Origin of the sequence: Brevundimonas sp., from assembly GCF_032055285.1 — a bacterium.
Lineage (GTDB): Bacteria > Pseudomonadota > Alphaproteobacteria > Caulobacterales > Caulobacteraceae > Brevundimonas.
This window is the reverse complement of record NZ_DAMBRE010000013.1, coordinates 22365-44781: the sequence shown is the minus strand read 5'-3', so window position 1 is coordinate 44781 and position 22417 is coordinate 22365. Positions and strand designations below refer to the sequence as shown.

11 protein-coding genes are annotated in these 22417 nt (G+C 68.8%); 8 read left to right on the top strand and 3 right to left on the bottom strand.

All coding sequences use genetic code 11. From position 1 onward, the window contains the following. Positions 1-48 precede the first annotated feature (48 nt). Complete coding sequence (locus RTY13_RS17175; RefSeq protein WP_312785342.1) at positions 49-642, bottom strand: TetR/AcrR family transcriptional regulator; 594 nt, start codon at positions 640-642, stop codon at positions 49-51. Positions 643-813: 171 nt separating this feature from the next. On the opposite strand from RTY13_RS17175, the gene RTY13_RS17170 reads away from it, so the two are divergent. The 5 genes from RTY13_RS17170 (at position 814) to RTY13_RS17150 (ending at position 9305) form a co-directional block, all read left to right on the top strand. Next, entirely contained in the window at positions 814-2007 is a 1194-nt protein-coding gene (locus RTY13_RS17170) for an efflux RND transporter periplasmic adaptor subunit (RefSeq protein WP_312785341.1), read from the top strand. A 6-nt stretch (positions 2008-2013) separates the two neighbouring features. After that, complete coding sequence (locus RTY13_RS17165; RefSeq protein ID WP_312785340.1) at positions 2014-5286, top strand: multidrug efflux RND transporter permease subunit; 3273 nt, start codon at positions 2014-2016, stop codon at positions 5284-5286. Beyond that, entirely contained in the window at positions 5286-6725 is a 1440-nt protein-coding gene (locus tag RTY13_RS17160; protein WP_312785338.1) for a TolC family protein, read from the top strand. The genes RTY13_RS17165 and RTY13_RS17160 overlap by 1 nt, the downstream gene beginning before the upstream one ends. Before the next feature lie 133 nt (positions 6726-6858). Next, on the top strand, positions 6859-8034 hold the full coding sequence (gene proB / locus RTY13_RS17155; protein WP_312785336.1) for a glutamate 5-kinase: 1176 nt from the start codon (positions 6859-6861) through the stop codon (positions 8032-8034). Continuing rightward, the gene (locus RTY13_RS17150) at positions 8031-9305 is read left to right on the top strand and encodes a glutamate-5-semialdehyde dehydrogenase (RefSeq protein ID WP_312785334.1); all 1275 of its coding nucleotides are present in this window, start codon (positions 8031-8033) and stop codon (positions 9303-9305) included. Before proB ends, RTY13_RS17150 begins: the two co-directional genes overlap by 4 nt. Before the next feature lie 103 nt (positions 9306-9408). Here the strand turns inward: RTY13_RS17150 and RTY13_RS17145 are convergent, their stop codons facing one another. Further along, positions 9409-11859 (bottom strand): membrane-bound PQQ-dependent dehydrogenase, glucose/quinate/shikimate family, encoded by a 2451-nt coding sequence (locus RTY13_RS17145; RefSeq protein ID WP_312785332.1) that lies wholly within the window; start codon positions 11857-11859, stop codon positions 9409-9411. A 142-nt stretch (positions 11860-12001) separates the two neighbouring features. Then, positions 12002-14812 (bottom strand): pitrilysin family protein, encoded by a 2811-nt coding sequence (locus RTY13_RS17140; protein WP_312785330.1) that lies wholly within the window; start codon positions 14810-14812, stop codon positions 12002-12004. Positions 14813-15074: 262 nt separating this feature from the next. Here RTY13_RS17140 and RTY13_RS17135 point away from each other — a divergent pair, with 262 nt between their 5' ends. From RTY13_RS17135 to RTY13_RS17125, 3 genes are read left to right on the top strand one after another with little or no spacing between them, the layout of a single operon-like run. Beyond that, the gene (locus tag RTY13_RS17135; RefSeq protein ID WP_312785328.1) at positions 15075-16520 is read left to right on the top strand and encodes an NAD(P)-dependent oxidoreductase; all 1446 of its coding nucleotides are present in this window, start codon (positions 15075-15077) and stop codon (positions 16518-16520) included. Beyond that, entirely contained in the window at positions 16517-21043 is a 4527-nt protein-coding gene (gene gltB, locus RTY13_RS17130) for a glutamate synthase large subunit (RefSeq protein ID WP_312785326.1), read from the top strand. The genes RTY13_RS17135 and gltB overlap by 4 nt, the downstream gene beginning before the upstream one ends. 44 nt (positions 21044-21087) lie before the next feature. After that, positions 21088-22416 (top strand): ammonium transporter, encoded by a 1329-nt coding sequence (locus tag RTY13_RS17125; protein WP_312785324.1) that lies wholly within the window; start codon positions 21088-21090, stop codon positions 22414-22416. Position 22417 lies beyond the last annotated feature (1 nt).

The window sequence follows — 22417 nt, the reverse complement described above, 5'->3', positions numbered from 1 at the left end:
CGATACTCAAAGAGAAAGGGCGGGCCTCGCGGCCCGCCCTTTTTGCATTCAGTTGTCGATCAAGCCCTGCAAGGCCGCCGACATCCGCCGCGCCAGCTCGGCCTTCTGTTTATCGTCGAGCGCAGCATAGCCGTCCGACAGCTCGCGTCCGATGGCCATGCCCATGATCAGGCCCGCCGCCAGACGCGCGCGGACCGGGGCGTCCGGGCCGCCGATCCAGCCGGCCAGAGGGTCAAAGAAGCGATTGTTGGACGTGCGCTGCATGACGTCCATCGCCTTGGCCGAACCGACCGAGCGCAACAGGATCAGCAGGCCGCGCATCCTGGCCCCGCCGCCGTCCGCCTCGCAGGGCGTCAAGTCCCCATAAACGATCTCCCGCGCCAGGCGATCGCCGAAATCCTCACGCGGGCCTTCCATCAGGTCGCGACCGTTCTTGCAGCTGTCGAGAACGGCGACGAACAGGTCTTCCTTGGACCCGAAATAGCGGCTGATCAGGGCCGCATCCACGCCGACGTCGCGCGCAACATCGCGCATGCCGACATCGTCATAGCTGTCGGAACAAAAGCGTTCGCGCGCCGCTTCCAGAATAGCCTGGCGGGTCGCGTTCGCGTTGCGTGGTCGGGGGGCGTCGCACAGGACCAATTGGTCGCACTCCAATAAACCTTATCGCCAATATGGCTTTGTCATCAGGCGTTGACAAGCGCAACCATGATCATCATTAAGTCACCCGATGTTGACTGGCGCATCCTCCCCCGATGAGCGCTGTTCCACTATGTCTGTTACGTCAAATTCCCTCCCAAGGAGAATGCGCCGATGCGCACGGTGAAGATCGCGGCCGCGTCCGTACTGATGGCGACCGCCCTCTATGGCTGTTCCAAGGGCGGCGAAGCGCCCGCTCCCCAGGCCCCTCCGGTGACGGTGGCCCTGCCCCTGGCCCGCCAGATCGTCGATTGGGACGAGGTCACGGGCCGCTTTGAAGCCCCGCGCACCGTCAATGTGCGCGCCCGCGTCGGCGGCTATATCCAGTCGGTTCACTTCAAGGACGGCGACTATGTGCGCCAGGGCCAGCTGCTGTTCACGCTTGACCCGCGTCCGGCCCAGGCCGCGCTCGCCTCCGCCCAGGCCCAACTGGCCCAGGCCCAGGCCCAGCTGACTCTGGCCCGCACCGAGTTCGCCCGCTCCGAAGGCCTGCTGGCCTCCCAGGCCGTATCCCAGGCCGAGGTCGATTCCAAGCGCGGCGCCGTGGCCCAGGCCCAGGCCGCCGTCTCGGCCGCCAACGCCGCCATTCGCGCCCGCCAGCTGGACGTTGAATTCACACGCGTCACCGCCCCGATCGCAGGCCGAGTCTCCGACCGCCGCGTCGATCCGGGCAACCTGGTCGGCGGCGGCTCCTCGGCCGGCGACGTCCTGACGACCGTGGTGTCGGCCTCACCGATCTACTTCGTCTTCGACGGTTCCGAAGCCCTGGCGCTCAAGTATCAGCGCGACGCCCGCACCGGCGGCGCCGCCCCGATCCGCATCCGTCTGCAGGACGAAACCAGCTATGACCGCGTCGGCACGCTGGACTTCACCGACAACGCCATCGACCCGGCCTCGGGCACCATCCGCCTGCGCGCCGTAGTGCCGAACGCCGACGGCTTCCTGAAGCCGGGCATGTTCGGTCAGGCCCAACTTGCCGGCGCCGGCGCCTATCAGGCCTTGCTGGTGCCCGACTCCGCCATCTCGACCGATGCGGCCCGCCGCGTGGTCATCGTCGTCAAGCCCGACGGTTCGACCGAGCCGCGCGCCGTCCAGACCGGGCCTCTGGTCGATGGTCTGCGCGTCATTCGTTCGGGTCTGAAGCCGACCGACCGCGTCATCATCGCCGGCGGCCAGCGCATCCAGATGCCGGGCATGAAGGTCCAGCCGAAGAACGGAACCATCGCCCCGGTGGCCCAGCAACCAAACGCGGCCCCCGTCACCCAGGCGGCGCCGGCCTCCAGCGCCTCCTTCGCCAACGCCGGCTGAACCTAGATGAACATCTCCCGCTTCTTCATTGATCGGCCGATCTTCGCGGGCGTGATCTCGGTGTTCATCACCCTGATCGGCCTGTTCGCCTATCCGATGCTGCCCTTGTCGCAGTATCCGGAGATCGCGCCGCCCACCATCACCATCAACGCCGCCTACCCCGGCGCCTCGGCCGAGACCCTGGCCGAGACCGTGGCGGCCCCCATCGAGCAAGAGGTCAACGGCGTCGAGAAGATGCTGTACCTGACCTCCTCGTCCACCTCGGACGGGGCCGTGGCGATCACGGTGACCTTCCAGCCCGGCACGGATCTCGATTCCGCCCAGGTCCTGGTGCAGAACCGCGTCGCCCTGGCCGAGCCCAAGCTGCCCGAGCAGGTCCGCCAGATCGGCGTGACGGTCAACAAGGCCGAAAGCGGCTTCCTGATGATCGTCGGCCTGACCTCGCCGGACGGCAGCCTGGATAACGACTATGTCGGCAACTACGCCAACTCGACGCTGCGCGACCGCCTCCTGCGGATCGACGGCGTGGGTCAGGTTCAGGTCTTCGGCGGCGGCAACTATTCGATGCGCGTCTGGATCGACCCGGCCAAGGCGGCCGAGCGCGGTCTGACGGGACCCGACATCGTCGCTGCCCTGCGCGCCCAGAACGTCCAGGCCGCCGCCGGCTCCATCGGCCAGCCGCCCTTCGCCACCAACGCCGCCGCCTTCCAGCTGCCGGTCCAGGTCCAGGGCCGTCTGTCCGACCCCGATCAGTTCGCCGACGTGGTCATCAAGACCGACGCCGAAGGCCGCGTGACCCGCGTCCGCGACATCGCCCGCGTCGAACTGGGCGCTCAGGACTACGGCATCCGCGGCTTCTTCGACGGCGAGCGCGGTGTTGGCGTCGCCATCGTCCAGCAGCCCGGCGCCAATGCGCTTGGCACCGCCAACCGCGTCCTGGCCGAGGTCGAGGCCGTCAAGGCCGAGCTGCCGCAGGGCATGGCCATCTCCATCCCCTACAACCCGACGGAATTCGTCGCCGCCTCTGTCGAGGCGGTGCAGCACACCGTGTTCGAAGCCGTCGTCCTGGTGGCCATAGTCGTCCTGATCTTCCTGCAGACTTGGCGCGCGGCCATCATCCCGATCATCGCCATCCCGGTGGCTCTGGTCGGCACCTTCGCGGTGCAACTGGCCCTGGGCTATTCGATCAACTCCCTGTCGCTCTTCGCCCTGGTTCTGGCCGTCGGCATCGTCGTCGACGACGCCATCATCGTGGTCGAGAACGTCGAGCGATATCTACGAGAAGGACTGACTCCCAAGGAGGCCGCCTATCGTTCGATGCAGGAGGTCTCCGGCGCCCTGATCGCCATCGGCCTGGTGCTGACGGCGGTGTTCGTGCCCACCGCCTTCGTGCCCGGCATCCCCGGCATCTTCTATCGCCAGTTCGCCGTCACCATCGCCTCGGCGACGCTGATCTCGCTGGTGGTGTCCCTGACCCTGTCTCCGGCTCTGGCGGCTCTGCTGCTCAAGCCGCACGTCCATCACGACAACGTCCGCAAGCCGGGCCTGTGGAACGCGGTCACCTACTACGTCCGCTGGGCCGGCGATAAGTTCAACCAGGGCTTCGACTGGCTGTCGGACAAGTACGGCCGCCTGACCGCACGCCTGGTGCGTTCGCTGATGGTCGTCATGATCGTCTATGCGGGCCTGCTGGCCCTCACCGGCTGGCGCCTGGTGGACACGCCCTCGGGCTTCATCCCCGAACAGGACCAGGGCTTCCTGATCGGCGTCATCCAGCTGCCGGCCGGCGCCTCGCTGGAACGCACCGAAGCCGTGATGAAGCGCGCCAACGAGATCATCCAGAAGACCGAGGGTGTCGACGGCACCGTGGCCTTCGCCGGTCTGGACGGCTCCAGCTTCTCGTTCGGCTCCAACGCCGCGACCATCTTCGTGCGCCTCGACGCCTTCGAGGACCGCACCAAGGAACAGGCCGCCACCGCCCTGGCCGGCGCCATCACCGGCGCCACCGGCGGCATCGAGGAAGCCAACATTTTCGTCATCGCCCCCCCGGCCGTTCAGGGCCTGGGCAACGGCAACGGCTTCAAGATGATGATCCAGGACCGTTCCGGCGCGGGCTACCGTGCGCTGGAAGGCGCCACCTTCGCCATGATGGGCGGCGCGGCCCAGATGCCCGATCAGGTGCAGCAGGTCTTCTCGACCTACAACACCGGCTCGCCTCGCATCGCCGCCGACGTCGATCGCAACAAGGCCCTGATGATGGGCGTCCAGCCGTCGGCGGTGTTCGACACCCTCGGCGTCTACCTGGGCTCCTCCTACATCAACGACTTCAACCTGCTGGGGCGCACCTTCCGCGTCACGGCCCAGGCTGAACCCTCGGCCCGCGACGACATCGCCGACATCGCCAACCTGAAGACCCGCTCCGCCTCCGGCGCCATGGTGCCGATCGGCGCCGTCGCCAACCTGCGCGAGGACTCCGGCCCGGCCCGCGTCGTCCGCTACAACCTGTTCCCGGCTTCCGAGCTGCAGGGCCAGGCTGCACCGGGCATCTCGTCCGGCCAGGGCATCGCGGCGATGGAGCAACTGGCCTCTCAAGCCCTGCCGCAAGGCTTCAGCTACGAGTGGACCGAACTGGCCCTGCAGGAAAAGCAGGCCTCGGGCGGCGCCTCGATGATCTTCATCATGGCCGTGGTCTTCGTCTTCCTGGTGCTGGCAGCGCAATATGAGGCCTTCACCCTGCCGCTCGCGGTGGTGCTGATCGTCCCCATGTGTCTGCTGGCGGCCATGATCGGGGTGAACATCCGCGGTCTGGACAACAACATCCTGGTCCAGATCGGCCTGGTCGTCCTGATCGCCCTGGCGGCCAAGAACGCCATCCTGATCGTCGAGTTCGCCAAGCAGGCGGAAGAGGAAGAGGGCATGGATCGCTTCGAAGCGGCTGTTTACGCCGCCAAGGTGCGCCTGCGTCCGATCCTGATGACGTCCTTCGCCTTCATCTTCGGCGTCGTGCCGCTGATGCTGGCGACCGGCCCCGGCGCCGAAATGCGCCAGTCGCTGGGCACGTCGGTCTTCTCCGGCATGCTGGGCGTGACCTTCTTCGGCCTGATCTTCACTCCGGTCTTCTACGTGATGATGCGCTGGCTCTCGGGCAAACTGCCCAAGACGCCGGAAAAACCGCGCGACCTGCCGACCACCTACGGCGCGCCCGCCCATGATCCGTACGACCCCACCGACCCCGCGCCGGCGGCCCCCACGGCCAACCCGCGCCTGGGAGACGCCTGATGAACCGTAAAGTCCTCTCCCTCCTGACCGCTTCCAGCGCCGCGCTTCTGCTCGCCGCCTGCGCGGTCGGGCCCAAAGCGCCGGCGCCCACCCTGCCGACCCAGGGGCAAGGCGCCTTCATCGGCTCGCAATCCGCCTCGGTTTCGACCGAGGCGGCCCGCGCCGACTGGTGGCGGCTGTATGACGACGCCACGCTGGATGGTCTGATCCAGCAGGCGCTGACCGAGAACAACGAGCTTGAGGCGGCCGCAGCCAACCTGCGCGCCGTCCGGGCCTCGCTGTCCGAGGCCCGCGCCGGTCGTTTGCCCACGACCAACGCCAACGCCGCCTTCAACCGCAGCCAGGCCTCGACGATTACCAATCCGGCGGCCAACGGCGCCAAGCTGGACGACGTCGACACCTATAGCGTCGGCCTGGACGTCTCCTACGAGGTCGACCTGTTCGGGCGCGTCGAGTCCTCGGTTCGCGCCGCGCGCGGCGACGCCGACGCGGCGCGTGAAGCCCTGGAGGTGGTGCGGATCACCGTCGCCGCCGAAACCGCCCGGGCCTATGCCGACACCTGCTCGGCCAACGCCCAGATCGCGGTGGCCGAACGCACCATCGACCTGCAGTCCAAGACGGTCGATCTGACCCAGCGCCTGCTGGACGGCGGTTCGGGCAATGGTCTGGACGTGGCCGGGGCCCGCGCGACCCTGGAACAGACCCGCGCCAGCCTGCCGCCGCTGCGGGCCTCGCGCGACGCCGCCCTCTATCGTCTCGCCACCCTGACCGGGCGCACCCCGGCCGAGGTCAGCGAGGCGGCGCGGGGATGCCAGTCACCGCCGCAACTGTCGCAGCCGATCCCGATCGGCGACGGCGCGGCGCTTCTGGCCCGTCGTCCCGACGTGCGCCAGGCCGAGGCTCGTCTGGCCGCCGCCGCCGCCCGCGTGAACGTGGCCACCGCCAGCCTCTATCCGTCGATCAGCCTGGGGGGGTCGCTGGGCTCGACCGCGCTGGACGCCTCGGATCTGAGCGAGGACGCCAACTTCCGCTTCAGCGTCGGCCCGCTGATCAGTTGGAACTTCCCCAACATCGCCGTGGCCCGCGCCCGCATCAAACAGACGGGCGCGCAGGCCGATGCGGCCCTGGCGACCTTCGACCAGACGGTTCTTGTGGCCTTGCAGGAAACCGAAACCGCCCTCAGCGCCTACGCCAATGAACTGGATCGGCGCTCGGCCCTGCTCAATGCGCAGGAACAGGCGGCGACCGCGGTGCGTCTGTCCCGCCTGCGCTTCGAGGCCGGCGCGGATAACTTCCTCGCCCTCCTTGTTTCGGAGCGTGCGCTGGCCGCCGCCGACGCCGCACTTGCGGCCTCCGAAGCCCAGGTCGTCACCAACCAGATCGCCCTGTTCAAGGCCCTGGCCGGTGGTTGGGATCAGGCCCCCGATCCGGAAGCCTGATCTTCGGCTCATCGTTGAACATGAAGACGCCCGGCAGTTTCGACCCCGCCGGGCGTTTTCTTTTGGGCCGCGCCGCATGATTTTCGCCCCGGCAGGCGTGACCCCGGCCCGATTGATGCTCTAGGGAGGAGGCATGATCGATCCCGCCTCGTCCTCCCCCGTCGCCGAGATCACCGCCGAGGCCTCGCCCGCGACGGCGTTGGCCCACGCGCGGCGGGTGGTGGTCAAGATCGGCTCCTCCCTTCTGGTTGACGCCGCGACCCGCGCCGTGGCCCGCGACTGGCTCGCCTCCCTGGCCCAGGACATCGCCGACCTGCGCCGGCAGGGCCGCGAGGTCATCGTCGTCTCCTCCGGCGCCGTGGCCCTGGGACGCGGGCGCCTGAAGACCTCGCCGGGTCGGCTGCAGGACAAGCAGGCGGCCGCCGCCGTCGGCCAGACCCTTCTGATGCACGCCTGGGAAGAGGCCCTGGCCCCGCACGGCCTGATCACCGCCCAGGTGCTTTTGACCCGCGACGACACCGAGCGCCGCCGCCGCTGGCTGAACGGCCGCGCCACGCTTGAGGCCCTGCTGGCCCACGGCGTCGTCCCCGTGGTCAACGAGAACGACACCGTCGCCACCGAGGAAATCCGCTACGGCGATAACGACCGGCTGGCAGCCCGCGCGGCGCAACTGGCGCGCGCCGACCTGCTGATCCTGCTGTCCGACGTGGACGGCCTCTACACCGCCGACCCGCGCCGCGATCCCGGCGCCCGCCACCTGCCCCTGGTCGAGACACTCGGCCCCGACATCCTCGGCATGGCCAGCGGCGCCAACGCCGAGGCCGGGGTCGGCACCGGCGGCATGGCCACCAAGCTGGCCGCCGCCCAGATCGCCCGCTCGGCCGGCTGCGCCACCGTCATCGCCTCGGGTCTGACGCCGCATCCGCTGAAGGCCGTGGCCGAAGGCGCCCGCGCCACCCTGATCACCGCCCCGGCCACGCCCCTGGCCGCCTGGAAGCAGTGGATCGCCGGCAGCATGGCGCCGGGCGGTTCGCTGACGCTCGACGACGGCGCCGTGCGCGCCCTGAAATCGGGCAAGAGCCTGCTGCCCTCGGGCGTGGTCTCCGTCAGCGGCGTGTTTGAAAAGGGCGAAAGCCTACGTCTGCTGGATGCGACCGGCGCTGTGATCGGCGTCGGCCTGGCCGCCTATCCGGCCGACGAGATCGCCCTGATCCGGGGCCGCCATTCCGACGAGATCGAGACCCTGATCGGCTATCGCGGCCCCTCGGTCGTGATCCACCGCGACGACCTGGTGCTGGAAACCCGATGACCGATACGAACGCCCCCATCCAAGACCAGATGCTCGGCATGGGCCGCCGCGCCCGCGCCGCCGCCGACGCCCTGCGCGCCACCACGCCGGAGGCCCGCACCGAGGCCCTGACCCGTCTGGCGAACGGCCTGCGCGCCGCCGAAACCGAGATCCTGTCCGCCAACGCCCGCGACATCCAAAACGCTCGCGCCTCGGGTCTTTCGGAGGCCCTGATCGACCGTCTGGCCCTGACCCCCGCTCGCGTCGAGGGCATGGCCGTCGCCGTTGCGACCATCGCCGCCCAGCCCGATCCGGTCGGCACCGAGATGGCCCGCTGGACCCCCGCTAACGGGCTGGACATCGCCCGCGTTCGCACCCCCATCGGCGTGCTGGGCGTCATCTATGAGAGCCGGCCCAACGTCACCGCCGACGCCGCCGCCCTGTGCCTGCGCTCGGGCAACGCCGCCATCCTGCGCTGCGGCTCGGACTGCCTGGAATCCTCGCGCGCCATCGCCGCCCTGGTCAGCCGCACCGTCACCGAGGCCGGTCTGCCCGCCGACGCCGTCCAATTAGTCCCCGTCCCTGATCGCGAAGCCGTGGGCGCCATCCTGTCGGGCCTCGACGGCGCCATCGACCTGATCATTCCGCGCGGCGGCAAGAGCCTGGTCGCCCGCGTCCAGGCCGAGGCCAAGGCCCCCGTGCTGGGCCACCTCGAAGGCCTCTGCCACACCTATCTCGACACCGCCGCCGACCTCGACGTGGCCCGCCGCGTGACCCTGAACGCCAAGATGCGCCGCGTCTCGGTCTGCGGCGCCACCGAGACCCTGCTGGTGGACCGCGTCGCCGCGATGCGCCTGCTGCCCGCCGTCGCCGCCGACCTGATGGCCGCCGGTTGCGAACTGCGCGGCGACGCCGAGACGCGCGCCCTGATCCCCGAAGCGACTGAGGCCGTCGAGGCCGACTGGACCACCGAATACCTGGCCCCCATCCTGTCGGTGCGGGTCGTGGACGGGGTTCAAGGCGCGGTGGAGCACATCCGCCGTTACGGCTCGGGCCACACCGAGGCCATCATCACCACCGACGTCGAGGCCGCCGAGCGCTTCGCCAACGGCGTCGACAGCGCCATCGTCCTGATCAACGCCTCGACCCAGTTCGCCGACGGCGGCGAGTTCGGCTTCGGCGGCGAGATCGGCATCTCGACCTCTAAGCTGCACGCTCGCGGCCCCGTCGGCGCCGAGCAGCTGACCACCTACAAGTATGTGGTGCGCGGAGATGGCCAGACCCGACCCTGATCCGACCCTGGTGCGGAGAAGGCCGGAGCCAAAGCCCCGGCCTTCCCCAATTCCACCTATCGGCCTCAAGTAGCGCGAAGCGCGATAGGCCCAAGAAAGATGCCTATGCGTTCCCTACGGGGAGCGCATAGGCAATCACGTAATCCCCCTCCGGCGTCTCCATGAAGTGATGCCCGCCGGCCATGATCACCAGGTACTGACGGCCGTTCTGCTCATAGACCATCGGGTTGGCCTGACCGCCGGCGGGCAGGACGTCGGACCACACCGTCTTGCCTGTCTCGATGTCGATGGCGCGGATCAGGTCGTCGGTCGCCGCGGCGATGAAGATCAGCCCGCCCGCCGTCACCGCCGAGCCGCCGTTGTTCGGCGTGCCGATCTCGATAGGCAGCATGGAGGGGATGCCGAACGGCCCGTTCTTCCTCGCCGTGCCGAACGGCCGGTCCCACAGGGTGCGGCCGGTCTTCAGGTCGATGGTCCGGATGCCGCCATAGGGGGGTTGCTTGCATAGCAGGCCCGTGGCCTTGACCCGCCAGCCGGCGTTGACGTCGATGGCGTAGGGCACGCCCGCCTGCGGATCACCGGCGCCCTCGGCCTTGGACTTGGACAGGTTGCCGCCGCGGTTAGCCGCCTCCTTCTCGCGCTCGATGTAGCGGGGGTCGTCGCGCGCGAACCAGCCCAGACGATCAGCCTCGGCGCGAGGCACCAGCCGGTTATGATTGGGCATGTCGTTGTAGTTGGCCACGATCACGCCGCGCGTCGGATCAAGGGCGACGCCGCCCCAGTCCGAGCCGCCGTTGTAGCCCGGATACTGGATCCAGCGCCGGTCCGCCGTCGGCGGGGTGAAGTAGCCCTCATAGGCCGCCTGACGGAACTGGATGCGGCAGAACATCTGGTCGATCGGCGACATGCCCCACATGTCGCGCTCGGTCAGGTCCGACTTCCTCAGCGTATGGAACAGGGAGAAGGGCTGGGTCGGACTGCGTTGCGCGGGCTCGACGCCGCCCTGAGGCACGCGACGCTCCTCGACCTTGTGCAGCGGCTGGCCGGTGCGGCGGTCCAGAATATAGAGGTCGCCCTGCTTGGACGGCAGGATCACGGCCGGAACCATGGTCCCGTTGATCGGCATGTCGACCAGGGTCGCCTGCGAGCCCAGGTCATAGTCCCAGACGTCCTTCCTCACCGTCTGGAAATGCCAGCGCGGCTTGCCCGTGGTCACGTCCAGAGCCACCAGAGAGGTCGAATACTCATTCTCCGCCGGGCGGCGCAGGCCGGAATAATAGTCGGCCGAGGAGTTGCCCATGGGCAGGAAGACCAGGCCCAGGGCCTCGTCCGCCGTGGCCGTGGTCCACATGTTCGGCGTGCCGGGGGTATAGGTCTGACCGGCGGGCGGCAGGGCGGTGATGTCGGGGCGCATCATGTCCCAGGCGAAGCGCAACTGGCCCGTCACGGCGTCAAAGCCCTGGATGACGCCGGACGCGTTCCAGCGCTTCTGCCCGTCCAGAACCTGATGGCCCGTCACCACCACGCCGCGCACGATGACCGGGGCCGAGGTGATGGAGACCATGCCTGGATAGGGGTCGCCCATGCCGGTCTTGATGCTGACCGCGCCATTGGTCCCGAAGCCGGCGCAAGGGACGCCCGTGCGCGCGTCCACCGCCACCAGTCGCCCGTCCAGCGTGCCCTCGATGATCCGCGTGGCGCAAGGCTGGGCCGCATCGACATTGGGCTGGGCGTAATAGGTCACGCCCCGGCAAGCGGCGGTATAGGGAATCTGGTCGTCGGCGACCCGGGGATCATAGGTCCACTTCTGCTTGCCGGTCGTCGCATCCAGGGCGAACAGCCGATTGCGGGCCGAACACAGATAGAGGGTGTCGCCGATCTTCAGCGGCGTGGTTTCCGCCCCGAACCGCTCCTGCGGCAAATCACCGGTGCGGAAGGTCCAGGCGCGTTGCAAGCCCTTCACATTGTCCTTGTTGATCTGGTTCAGCGGGGAGTAGCGCTGGGCGCTGTCGGTTCCGCCCCAGGCCGGCCAGTCGGCGCCGCTCCTGATCAGGGCCGGATCACCGATCCCGCCCTGGCCCATGGCCGGGACCGGGCTGTCCACCCGCGCCTTGTTGGCCTGGGCCACCACGACGCCGGAGATCAGGCCCAGGACGAGGATCAGACCGATGCCTCCGAGCGCCAGCTTGCCGCCCCCGCCTTCACGTTTCAGCGCCGGGAAGGACAGGACGACGAAGATCAGCAGCACCAGGGGGGCGATCACGCGCGGGACCAGGGCCCAGCCGTTCAGCCCGACCTCCCACAGCGCCCAGAGAACCGTGCCGATGAAGATGAGGATATAGAGCCAGGCGCCCGTCGCCCTCAGCAGGGCCAGCATCCCCCCGGACAGGATCATCAGCAGGCCGACGATCAGATAATAGGGCGAACCGCCCAACATGATCAGTTGCCCGCCGCCGATGGTCAACGTCAGACCGATCAGGGCGATGACCGCCCCGAGCAATCGCACCAGAACGCTTCCGAATCCGCGCCCGCGTCCGCGTTCAATGGATGACATGGCTGTCGACTCCTGGGGGTTCAGCTTGGCCTTGCCTCAACACCCCCGAAGCCGCGCCGTTCCAAAATGCGGCAAGAAAGCGGCCAAAGAAAAAGGGCGACGCCGCAGCGCCGCCCCTTCCTTTCTGGCCTGAACCGATCCGTCAGTTGACGGGGCGGCCTTCGGTGTCGACCACCTGAACCTCGCCCAGGTTGAGGGCGCGGATCTTCGGCTCGATGGCCGCGCGATCCCCGACCACGACCCAGGTCGTTGGACCGTCGCCGACGATGGCGCGCGCCGCGATGGAAGCCGACTGCGGCGTCGTGGCGTTCACGCCGGCGGCATAGCCGTCGTAGTAGTTCTCCGGCAGGCCGAAGACGACCATCTGGGTCAGGTCGCCCATGACCGAGGCGTTGGTCTCCCAGTCGCCGGCCATACCCTGGATCAGGTTGGCCTTGACCGCCGTCAGTTCGGCCTCGGTGATGGGACGCGAGCCGACCACTTCGCTCAGCTCGCGACGAACCTCGGCCGCGCTCTCGGCGGTCTTGTCGGCCTGGACCGCCGCCGTCGCCGCGAACATGCGCGGCCCGTTGGCCGTGCGCACGCCCGCGCCGGCGCCATAGGACCAGTGCTTGTCTTCACGCAGATTCATGTTGATCCGGCTGGTGAAGGCGCCGCCCAGGGCCGTGTTGAAGGCCACTTGCGACGGCTGGGTCGCCGCGTCGAAAGCGGGAGCCAGACGCCCCGCCATGATGATCGATTGCGGACCGGCGCGGTCCACGATCAGCACGCGCGGCGTGGTCGGCGGGCTGGCCGTCACGACCGGCGCCTTGACCGGCAGCGGCGTCGAGGGCGCTCGCCAGCTGCTCAGGGCTCGCTCAAGCTCAGCCTTCAGTTCGGGCATGCTGATGTCGCCAACCACCACCAGGGTGGCGTTGTCGGGACGGAACCAGGTGTCGTGGAAAGCCTTGGCGTCGGCCGGCGTCAGCGCCGCAACCGACTGTTCCGTGCCCGACGTCGGTCGGCCATAGGGGCTTTGCGGTCCATAGACCTCGGCGGCCAGGATACGATTGGCGATCGCGCCCGGGCTGCGGTTCGACTGCTGAATGCCCGAGACCTGTTGTGCTTTCGCACGGGCGAAATCGTCCGGTCGGAAGGCCGGATTCTTGATGATGTCGGCGAACAGATCCAGCGACGGCGCCAGACGCGGGGTCAGCGCGGTCAACGACACCGAGCTGTAGTCGGTCGCCGAACCTGCGCCGAGCGCGGCGCCCAGCAACTGGACCCGATCGCTGATCTGCAGCGCGTCCAGTTGGGTAGTGCCGTTGGTCATCACCGACGGCGCCAGTTGGGCGATGCCTGCCTTGTCGGGGCCGTCCGCCGCCGAACCGGCGTTGACGATCAGGTTCATGCTGACGGTCGGCACGCCGTCGCGCGATGACAGCACGACCTTCAGACCGTTCGACAGGGTGGCGTGTTCGATGTCGGGGAAGTCGGCCGCCGGGACGGCGCCGGGCGTGGGCACCCCCTTGGAGCGATCGACGTCCGTGGCCGCCACCGAGTATTCAGGGAAGGGCAGGACTGACAAGGCATAGCTGCCATCGGTCAGCCAGGCGCGGCCCGCCGCAGTCAGGTCCGCCGGGCGCGCCGCCAGGATGCGCTCATAGCCGGCCTTCCAGGCGCCGGGGTCGCCCAGATAGACTTGGCTCTCGGCTAGGATGTCGGACTTGCCGCCGAAGCCGCCGATCCGCTCGGAGCCGCGAATGAAGGCCGCGCCGACATTGGTGCGGGCGCGCTCCAGCTCGTCAGCCGTAGGGCCGTCGCGCAGCAGCTTGGCCATTTCCTCGTCAACGATGGCTTCGATGCGCGCCAGGTCCTGGCCGGGCTTGGCGGTGACCATCACCAGGAACTGGCTGCCGATCTCGGCTTCGGAGTTGAAGGCGCCGACCGAGGTGGCGACCTGATCGTCGAACACCAGGCGCTTGTAGAGGCGCGAGTTGCGGCCGGCGCTCAGCACCTGGCCCAGCATGCCCAGATAGTCGGCGTCCGCAGTTCCCGTCTGCGGCGTGTTCCAGACCTTGTAGAGACGCGGCTGGCCGACTCGGTCGTACATGGTCTCGCTCTGAGCGCCGGTCATCTTGGCGATCATCTGGTTGGCATGGGTCACCGGCGGGCCCGAAGGAATGTCGCCGAAATAGCGCTCGACCTTGGCCTTGGCGTCTTCCGGCGTGATGTCGCCAGCCAGGACGATGACCGCGTTTGCTGCGCCGTAATAGTCGCGGAACCAGGCCTTGACCGTGTCCAGATCGGCCGCGTTCAGGTCGTCCATCGAACCGATCACCGTATGGCCATAGGGGTGGTCGGCCGGATAGGTGGCGTTGGTGATGGCGTCCCAGACGCGGCCATAGGGCTGGTTCTCACCCTGACGTTTTTCGTTCTGGACGACACCGCGCTGCTCATCGAGACGAGCCTGATCGATAGCGCCCAGCAAGTGGCCCATGCGGTCGCTTTCCAGCCACAGGATCGAGTCCAGCGCCGAGGTCGGCACGTTCTGGAAATAGTTGGTGCGGTCGGTGTTGGTGGTGCCGTTCTGGTCGGTGGCCCCCAGCAGCTCCGTGCCCTTGAAGAAGTCGTTGTTGTAGTTCTCCGAGCCGTTGAACATCAGGTGTTCGAACAGGTGGGCGAAACCGGAGCGGCCGACGGGCTCGTTCTTGGACCCCACATGATACCAGATGTTGACCGCCACGATCGGCGCCTTGTGGTCCTCGTGGACGATCAGGGTCAGGCCGTTGGACAGCACCATCTTGGTGAAGGGAATGTCCACGTCCGGCAGAGCCGGAAGCGCGGCGGCGGCGGCCCGGTTCTGAGCCGCTGCGGGCGGCGCAGCGGGCGCCGGCGAAGCGTGAGCGGCGGCGGCCAGAAGGCTGGCGGCGGCCCCGCCCAAAAGGGCCAGGCGGCGTGCGGCGATGGTCATGAAGTCCCCCCAATGCGATGTCGCGATGAAGGACCGTAACGGCGCTACGCCGCAAGAAACCAACCTTTCCGAAATTTAATCCATCTCCGCGAGCCGCTGAATGCGCCCCGAGGCGGAAATTCATGCTGCGACGCACACCAACATTCGGTCGCAACATGCTCAAACTAGGAGCATAGCTTCAACATCATGCCAGTTCGCATCATTTTTGGCTTTGCTGCGGAAAATATTTGCACAATCGCCGCATGTTTCGCTTAATGAGCAGATGCAAAAAGGTGGTCGTTCCAACCCTGGTGGTTTTCTGATTGAGCAGCGTCGGCTGGAGAAACAGCCCGCTGAGCTGCGCGTACGCGCCTTCACCGAGATCACGCTCAAACCGACCGCCGCTGGCGGGACGGTTCAGGCGTCGCGCTGCACCGACTGCGGCGTACCCTTCTGCCAGAACGCCTGCCCGCTGCAGAACAACATCCCCGACTGGCTCGCCCTGTCGGCGGACGGCGACCTGCGCGAGGCCTGGCGCGTCGCCTCAGCCACCTCGACCATGCCGGAAATCTGCGGCCGCATCTGTCCTCAGGACCGCCTGTGCGAGGGCGCCTGCACCCTTCAGCAATCCGGCTGGGACGGCGTCACCATCGGCTCGGTCGAGGCCTGGATCGCGGACACGGCCTTCGACAACGGCTGGGTCGAGCCCATCCGCCCCCTGGCCGAGCGCGGCCAGAGCGTCGCCATCGTCGGCTCCGGCCCCGCCGGTCTGGCCGCCGCCGATCGCCTGCGCAGCGAGGGCTATCGCGTCACCGTCTATGATCGCCACGACCGCGCCGGCGGCCTGCTGACCTATGGCATCCCTGGCTTCAAGCTGGAGAAGCGCATCGTCCAGCGGCGCATCGACCGCCTGATCGAGGGCGGGGTCCAGTTCGTGCTGAACACCAATGTCGGCGTCGACGTGACGATGGACGAGCTGCGGTCGCGCCATGACGCCGTCCTGCTGGCCATGGGCGTCTATCAGGCGCGCACCCTGAGCGTGCCGGGACGCGGTCCGAACGACACCGTCGCCGCGCTCGACTTCCTGATCGCCCAGAACCGCGTCGACTGCGGCGACGCCCCCGACGCCTCCGCGCCCCACGCGGCCGGTCGCGACGTGGTCGTCGTCGGCGGCGGCGACACGGCCATGGACTGCGTCCGCACCGCCGTGCGCCAGGGCGCGAACAGCGTCGTCTGCCTCTATCGCCGCGACCGCGACAACATGCCGGGTTCCGCCCGCGAGGTGCAGAACGCCGAGGAGGAGGGCGTCCGCTTCGAGTGGCTGGGCGCGCCCAAGGCCCTGATGTCCAAGGGCGAGGCCGTGACCGCGGTCCGCGCCCAGCGCATGGCCCTTGCCCAAGACTTGGCCTCGGCCGCCCCCGGCCAGCGTCGCGACATCGCCCCTGTGCCTGGCTCGGACTTCGACCTGCCCGCCGATCTGGTGATCGAGGCCCTGGGCTTCGAGCCCGAGGCCTTCGCCGAGCAGCTCGACGCCGGTCTCGGCCTGACCAGGTGGAACACCCTGCAGGTGGCGCGTGGCGGTTTCGCCACCACCCTGCCCGGCGTGTTCGCCGCCGGGGACGCCGTGCGCGGCGCCTCCCTCGTCGTCTGGGCCGTGCGCGACGGCCAGGACGCCGCGGCCGAAATCGACCGTTACCTGCGCGCGCGTACCGAGGAAGCCGCGGCATGACCGACGCACAGCAACAGAACTGGCTGGCCCAGTATGAAGAGAACCGCGCCCGCCTGATCGAAGGCGGCGCCTATGACCCGTCGTCGGAGCGCGACGCCTGCGGCGTGGGTCTGGTCTGCGCCATCGACGGCAAGCCGCGCCGCGAAATCGTCGAGATGGCCATCAAGTCGCTGAAGGCCGTGGCCCACCGCGGCGCGGTCGACGCCGACGGCCTGTCCGGCGACGGCGCGGGCGTCATGATCGAACTGCCCCAGGCCTTCTTCGCGGCCCAGGTGCGCGCCGTCGGCCAGACCCTGCGTCCCGGCCCCATCGCCGTCGGCCAGGTCTTCCTGCCGCGCACCGACCTGGGCGCCCAGGACCACGCCCGCGCCATCGTCGAGGCCGAGGCCATCCGCTCCGGCTTCTATATCTACGGCTGGCGTCAGACGCCGCTGGACCTGTCGGTCGTCGGCGTGCGCGCCGACGCCACCCGGCCCGAGATCGAGCAGATCATGCTGGCCGCGCCCGAAGGCATGGAGATCGAGGAACTGGAGCGCGAGCTCTTCCTGTGTCGCCGCCGCATCGAAAAGGCGGTGCAGGCGTCGGGCCTGAACGGCTTCTACCTGTGCTCCCTGTCGGCCCGCTCCATCGTCTACAAGGGCATGGTTCGCGCCGAGCTGCTGGGCCAGCTGTATCACGACCTGAACGACCCCACGGTCGAGGCCGGCTACGCCGTCTTCCACCAGCGCTATTCGACCAACACCTTCCCTGAGTGGAAGCTGGCCCAGCCCTTCCGCATGCTGGCCCACAACGGCGAGATCAACACGCTTCAGGGCAACCTGAACTGGATGCGCGCCCACGAGATCCGCATGGCGGCCTCGGCCTTCGGCGACCGCGACCAGGAGGTCAAGCCGGTGGTCCAGCCGGGCGGCTCGGACTCGGCGGCCCTGGACAACGTCTTCGAGGTTCTGGTCCGCGCCGGACGCCCCGCGCCCCTGGCCAAAGCCCTGCTGGTCCCCGAGGCCTGGTCTTCGGACGACGTGGTGATGAAGCCCGAGCACCGCGCCCTCTACGCCTATTGCAACGCCGTCATGGAGCCCTGGGACGGCCCCGCCGCCCTGTGCGCCGTCGACGGCCGCTGGGTCGTCGCGGGCAAGGACCGCAACGGCCTGCGCCCCCTGCGCGCCGTGGAAACTGTGGACGGCCTGCTGCTGGCGGGTTCGGAGGCCGGTCTGGTCCCCCTGCCGGAGGGCCGCATCAAGCGCCGCCTGCACATCGGCCCCGGCAAGCTGATCGCTGTCGATCTGAAGCACGGCCGCATCTACGACGAGCATGAGGCCGTCGACGCCCTGGCCGCCGCCCAACCCTACTCCGACTGGCTGGACAACATGGTCGATCTGGAGCCCATCATCGGCCCCGGACCGGAACCGCGCGCCGCCGTCGGCGAGGCCCTGATCCGTCGCCAGATCGCCGCCGGTTTCAGCCGCGAAGACCTGGACCTGCTGCTGGACGCCCTGGTCCGCGACGGCAAGGAGGCGGTCGGCTCCATGGGCGACGACGCCCCGCCCGCGGTCCTGTCCAGCCTGCCGCGCCCTCTGGCCCACTACTTCCGCCAGAACTTCTCGCAGGTCACCAACCCGCCCATCGACCCCCTGCGCGAAGCCGGGGCCATGAGCCTGAAGACCCGCTTCAAGAACCTCGGCAACATCCTGGCCCAGGACGAGGCCCAGACCGAGGTCTTCGTGCTGGACAGCCCGGTCCTGACCACCGGCATGTATCAGCGCCTGCTGGGCGTCGTCGCCGACGGCTCGACCACGGTGATCGACTGCACCTATCCGGTCCCGGCTGAAGGCGACCGGTCCGGCGCCGGCCTGCGTCAGGCGCTCGACCGCATCCGCGACGAGGCCGAGGCCGCCGCGCGCGAGGGCGCCACCCTGATCGTCCTGACCGACGAGCACGCCTCGGCCGAGCGTCTGGCCGCGCCCATGATCCTGGCCACGGCGGGCACCCATGGCCGCCTGATCTCGGCGGGCCTGCGCACCTATTGCTCGCTGGTCGTGCGTTCGGCCGAGACCCTGGACCCGCACGCCTTCGCCGTCCTGGTCGGGGTCGGGGCTACCGCCGTCAATCCGTGGCTGGCGCAGGAGCTGTTCCAGGACCGTCTGGATCGCGGCGCCTATCCGGGCCTGACGCTTCACGACGCCTGCCTGAACTACAAGCACGGCATCGAGGCCGGCCTGCTCAAGGTTCTGGCGCGCAAGGGTATCAGCATCATCTCCGCCTATCGCGGAGGCTGCGAGTTCGAGGTCCTGGGCCTGTCCCGCGCCCTGGCCGCCGAGTTCTTCCCCGGCGCCCCGTCGCGCATCTCCGGCATCGGTCTGGCCGGTCTGGAGCAGGCGGCGCTCAAGCGTCACACGGTCGCCTTCGGCGCAGCCGTGCCCTCCCCGTCGATGGGCGGCTTCTTCCGCATCCGCGCGGGCGGCGAGGCCCACGCCCATGACGCCAGGACCATCCACCTGTTGCAGGACGCGGTGAACCGCGGCGACTACAAGCGCTTCAAGCAATACTCCGCCGCCGTCCGCGAGCAGCCGGACCTGGCCCTGCGCGACCTGCTGGACTTCAAGGACGGCTTGACCCCGGTCCAGCTGCACGAGGTCGAAAGCGTCTCTGACATTCGCCGCCGCTTCCTGTCCCAGGCCATGTCCCTGGGCGCCCTGTCGCCCGAGGCGCATGAGACCCTGAACATCGCCATGAACCGGATGGGCGCGCGCGCCGTCTCCGGCGAGGGCGGCGAGGACCCGGCGCGCTATGTGCCCCGCCCCAACGGCGACAACGCCAACTCGGCGGTCAAGCAGGTGGCTTCGGGCCGCTTCGGCGTCACCGCCGAATACCTGAACCAGTGCCGCGAGATCGAGATCAAGGTGGCCCAGGGCGCCAAGCCCGGCGAGGGCGGCCAGCTGCCCGGCTTCAAGGTCACCGAATTCATCGGCCGGATGCGCCACGCCGTGCCCGGCACCACCCTGATCAGCCCGCCGCCGCACCACGACATCTATTCGATCGAGGACCTGGCCCAGCTGATCTACGACCTGAAGGCGATTAACCCCGACGCCAAGGTCACGGTGAAACTGGTGTCCGCCACCGGCATCGGCGCCATTGCGTCCGGGGTGGCCAAGGCCAAGGCCGACGCCATCCTGATCGCCGGCCACAACGGCGGCACGGGCGCCTCGCCCCAGACCTCGGTCAAGCACGCCGGCATGCCGTGGGAGATCGGTCTGGCCGAGGCGCATCAGGTTCTCAGCCTGAACCACCTGCGCTCGTCCGTCAGCCTGCGCGCCGACGGCGGCATCCGCACCGGCCGCGACGTGGTTCTGGCCGCCCTGCTGGGGGCCGAGGAATACGGCATCGGCACCTCGGGTTTGATCGCCATGGGCTGTCTGATGGTGCGTCAGTGCCATTCCAACACCTGTCCTGTCGGTGTCTGCTCGCAGGACGAGCGCCTGCGCGCCAAATTCACCGGCACGCCCGAGAAGGTGGTCAACCTCTTCACCTTCATCGCCGAGGAGGTCCGCGAAATCCTGGCCTCCATCGGCGCCCGCACGATCGATGAAATTGTGGGCCGCACCGACCTGCTGCGTCAGACGCGGCGCGGCGGCTCGCATCTGGACGACCTGGACCTCAACCCCCTGCTGATGAAGGTCGACGTCGACCGTCCCGGCCGCTGGGCCGACAAGGTGCGCCAGCCCGTCCCCGAAAGCCTGGACGCCCAGGTGCTGAAGGACGCCGCTCCCTTCCTGGAACGCGGCCAGACGCTGGAGCTGTCCTATCCGCTGAACAACACCCAGCGCACGGCGGGCGCGGGGGTCTCCTCGGCCATCGTCCGCAAGTTCGGCCCACAGGGCCCGCAAGGCCGTCTGAAGCTGAAGCTGGAAGGCATCGCCGGTCAGAGCTTCGGCGCCTTTGGCGCGCGCGGCCTGATCCTCGACGTCACCGGCGAGGTCAACGACTACGTCGGCAAGGGTCTGTCCGGCGCCGACATCCACGTCCGCCCCCATGAGTGGCGTGCCGACCAGCAGGTCTGCGGCAACACCACCCTCTATGGCGCCACCTCGGGCCGACTGTTCGTGGCGGGCGCGGCGGGCGAACGCTTCGCCGTCCGCAACTCGGGCGCCGAGGCCGTGGTCGAGGGTCTGGGCGCGCACGGCTGCGAATACATGACCGGCGGTCGCGTGGTGGTCCTGGGCTCGGTCGGCTGGAACCTGGCGGCGGGCATGAGCGGCGGCGAGCTGTTCGTGCTCGACGCCGAGGGCCGGGCCGCTCAGGCCCTGAACGGCGACATGGCCGGCGTCGGCGCCATCGACGCCGAAGCCGAGGCCCGGCTGAAGGCCCTGATCGAGGCCCACGCCCGCGCCACCGCCTCACCCCTGGCTGCCCGCATCCTGGCCGACTGGCCGACCTACGCGCCGCGATTTGTTCGCATCATCCCCAAGACCGTCCTCGCCGCCGAGGCCGCAAACCCCGACGTCAGGCTGGCCCAACCGGCCTGACGTCGCCCTCCCCTTTTCGCCCGCGTCTTCTCCCCGAGACCTTCATGACACCACCGACGATCACCAAGGCCGCAGCATTCTGTTGCGGCCTTTTCGCCATGGCCCTTGCGGCGCCCGCCTTCGCCGCCGCGCCCCCGAACCTCTTGGCGCATCAGGTCCCGCTGGCGCTGGACGGTTCCGGCACGGCCTGGATCCTGACCTCGACGGCCCTGGTGCTGATGATGACCCTGCCCGGTCTGGCGCTCTTCTACGGCGGCATGGTCAGGAAGAAGAACCTGATCGCCACCATCGCCCATTCCACGGCGGCCATGGCCATCGTCACCGTTCTCTGGTTCGTCGCCGGCTACACCCTGTCCTTCGGGACCGTCGAAGGCCCGGCTGACGGCTTCATCGGCAGTCTTCAGGCCCTGTTCCTGAACGGCGTCGGGGTGAAGACCGCCCACGCCCTGACCCCCGGCCTGCCCGAGTTCCTGTGGATCGGCTATCAGCTGACCTTCGCCATCATCACCCCGGCCCTGATCGCCGGGGCCTTCGCCGAGCGGATCAAGTTCTCGGCCAGCGTGCTCTTCTTCACCCTGTGGCACCTGATCGTCTATGCCCCGATCTGCCATCAGGTCTGGGGCGGCGGCTGGATGGGCGAGTTGGGCGTGCTCGACTTCGCCGGCGGCGCCGTGGTCCACGTCAACGCGGGCGTGGCCGGTCTGGTCTGCGCCATCGTGCTCGGCCCGCGTCATGGCTGGGGCCGGGACAACATGGCGCCGCACAACCTGGCCTTCACCGCCATCGGCACCGGACTGCTGTTCGTCGGCTGGATGGGCTTCAACGGCGGTTCGGCTGCGGGCGCCAATGAGATCGCCGCCGTCGCGGTGTTCAACACCCTGCTGGCCCCCGCCGCCGCCGCCGTCGGCTGGATCGGGGTCGAGTGGACGCTGAAGAAGAAGCCGACCCTGCTGGGTCTTCTGACCGGCGTGGTCGCGGGGCTCGTCGCCATCACCCCCGGCGCCGGTTTCGTCGATCCGAAGGGCGCCTTCCTGATCGGCCTGATCTCGGGGCCGATCGCCTATGTCGGCGCGGTCTGGCTCAAGCACAAACTCCAGTACGACGACAGCCTCGACGCCTTCGGCGTGCACGGCGTCGCGGGCATTGCGGGCGCCCTGTTGACCGGGGTCTTCGCCAACGCGGCCATCAACCCGCTCGCCGAAGGGGCCACCGTCTGGAAGCAAGCCATCGGTCTGGGCGGCGCCATGGCCTGGAGCGCCGTCGGCACCTTCTTCGTCCTGATGATCTGCAAATACACCGTCGGCCTGCGCGTCGAAAAAGAGGCCGAAATAGAGGGCCTCGACTACAGCCAGCACGGCGAGGCCATGCACTGAC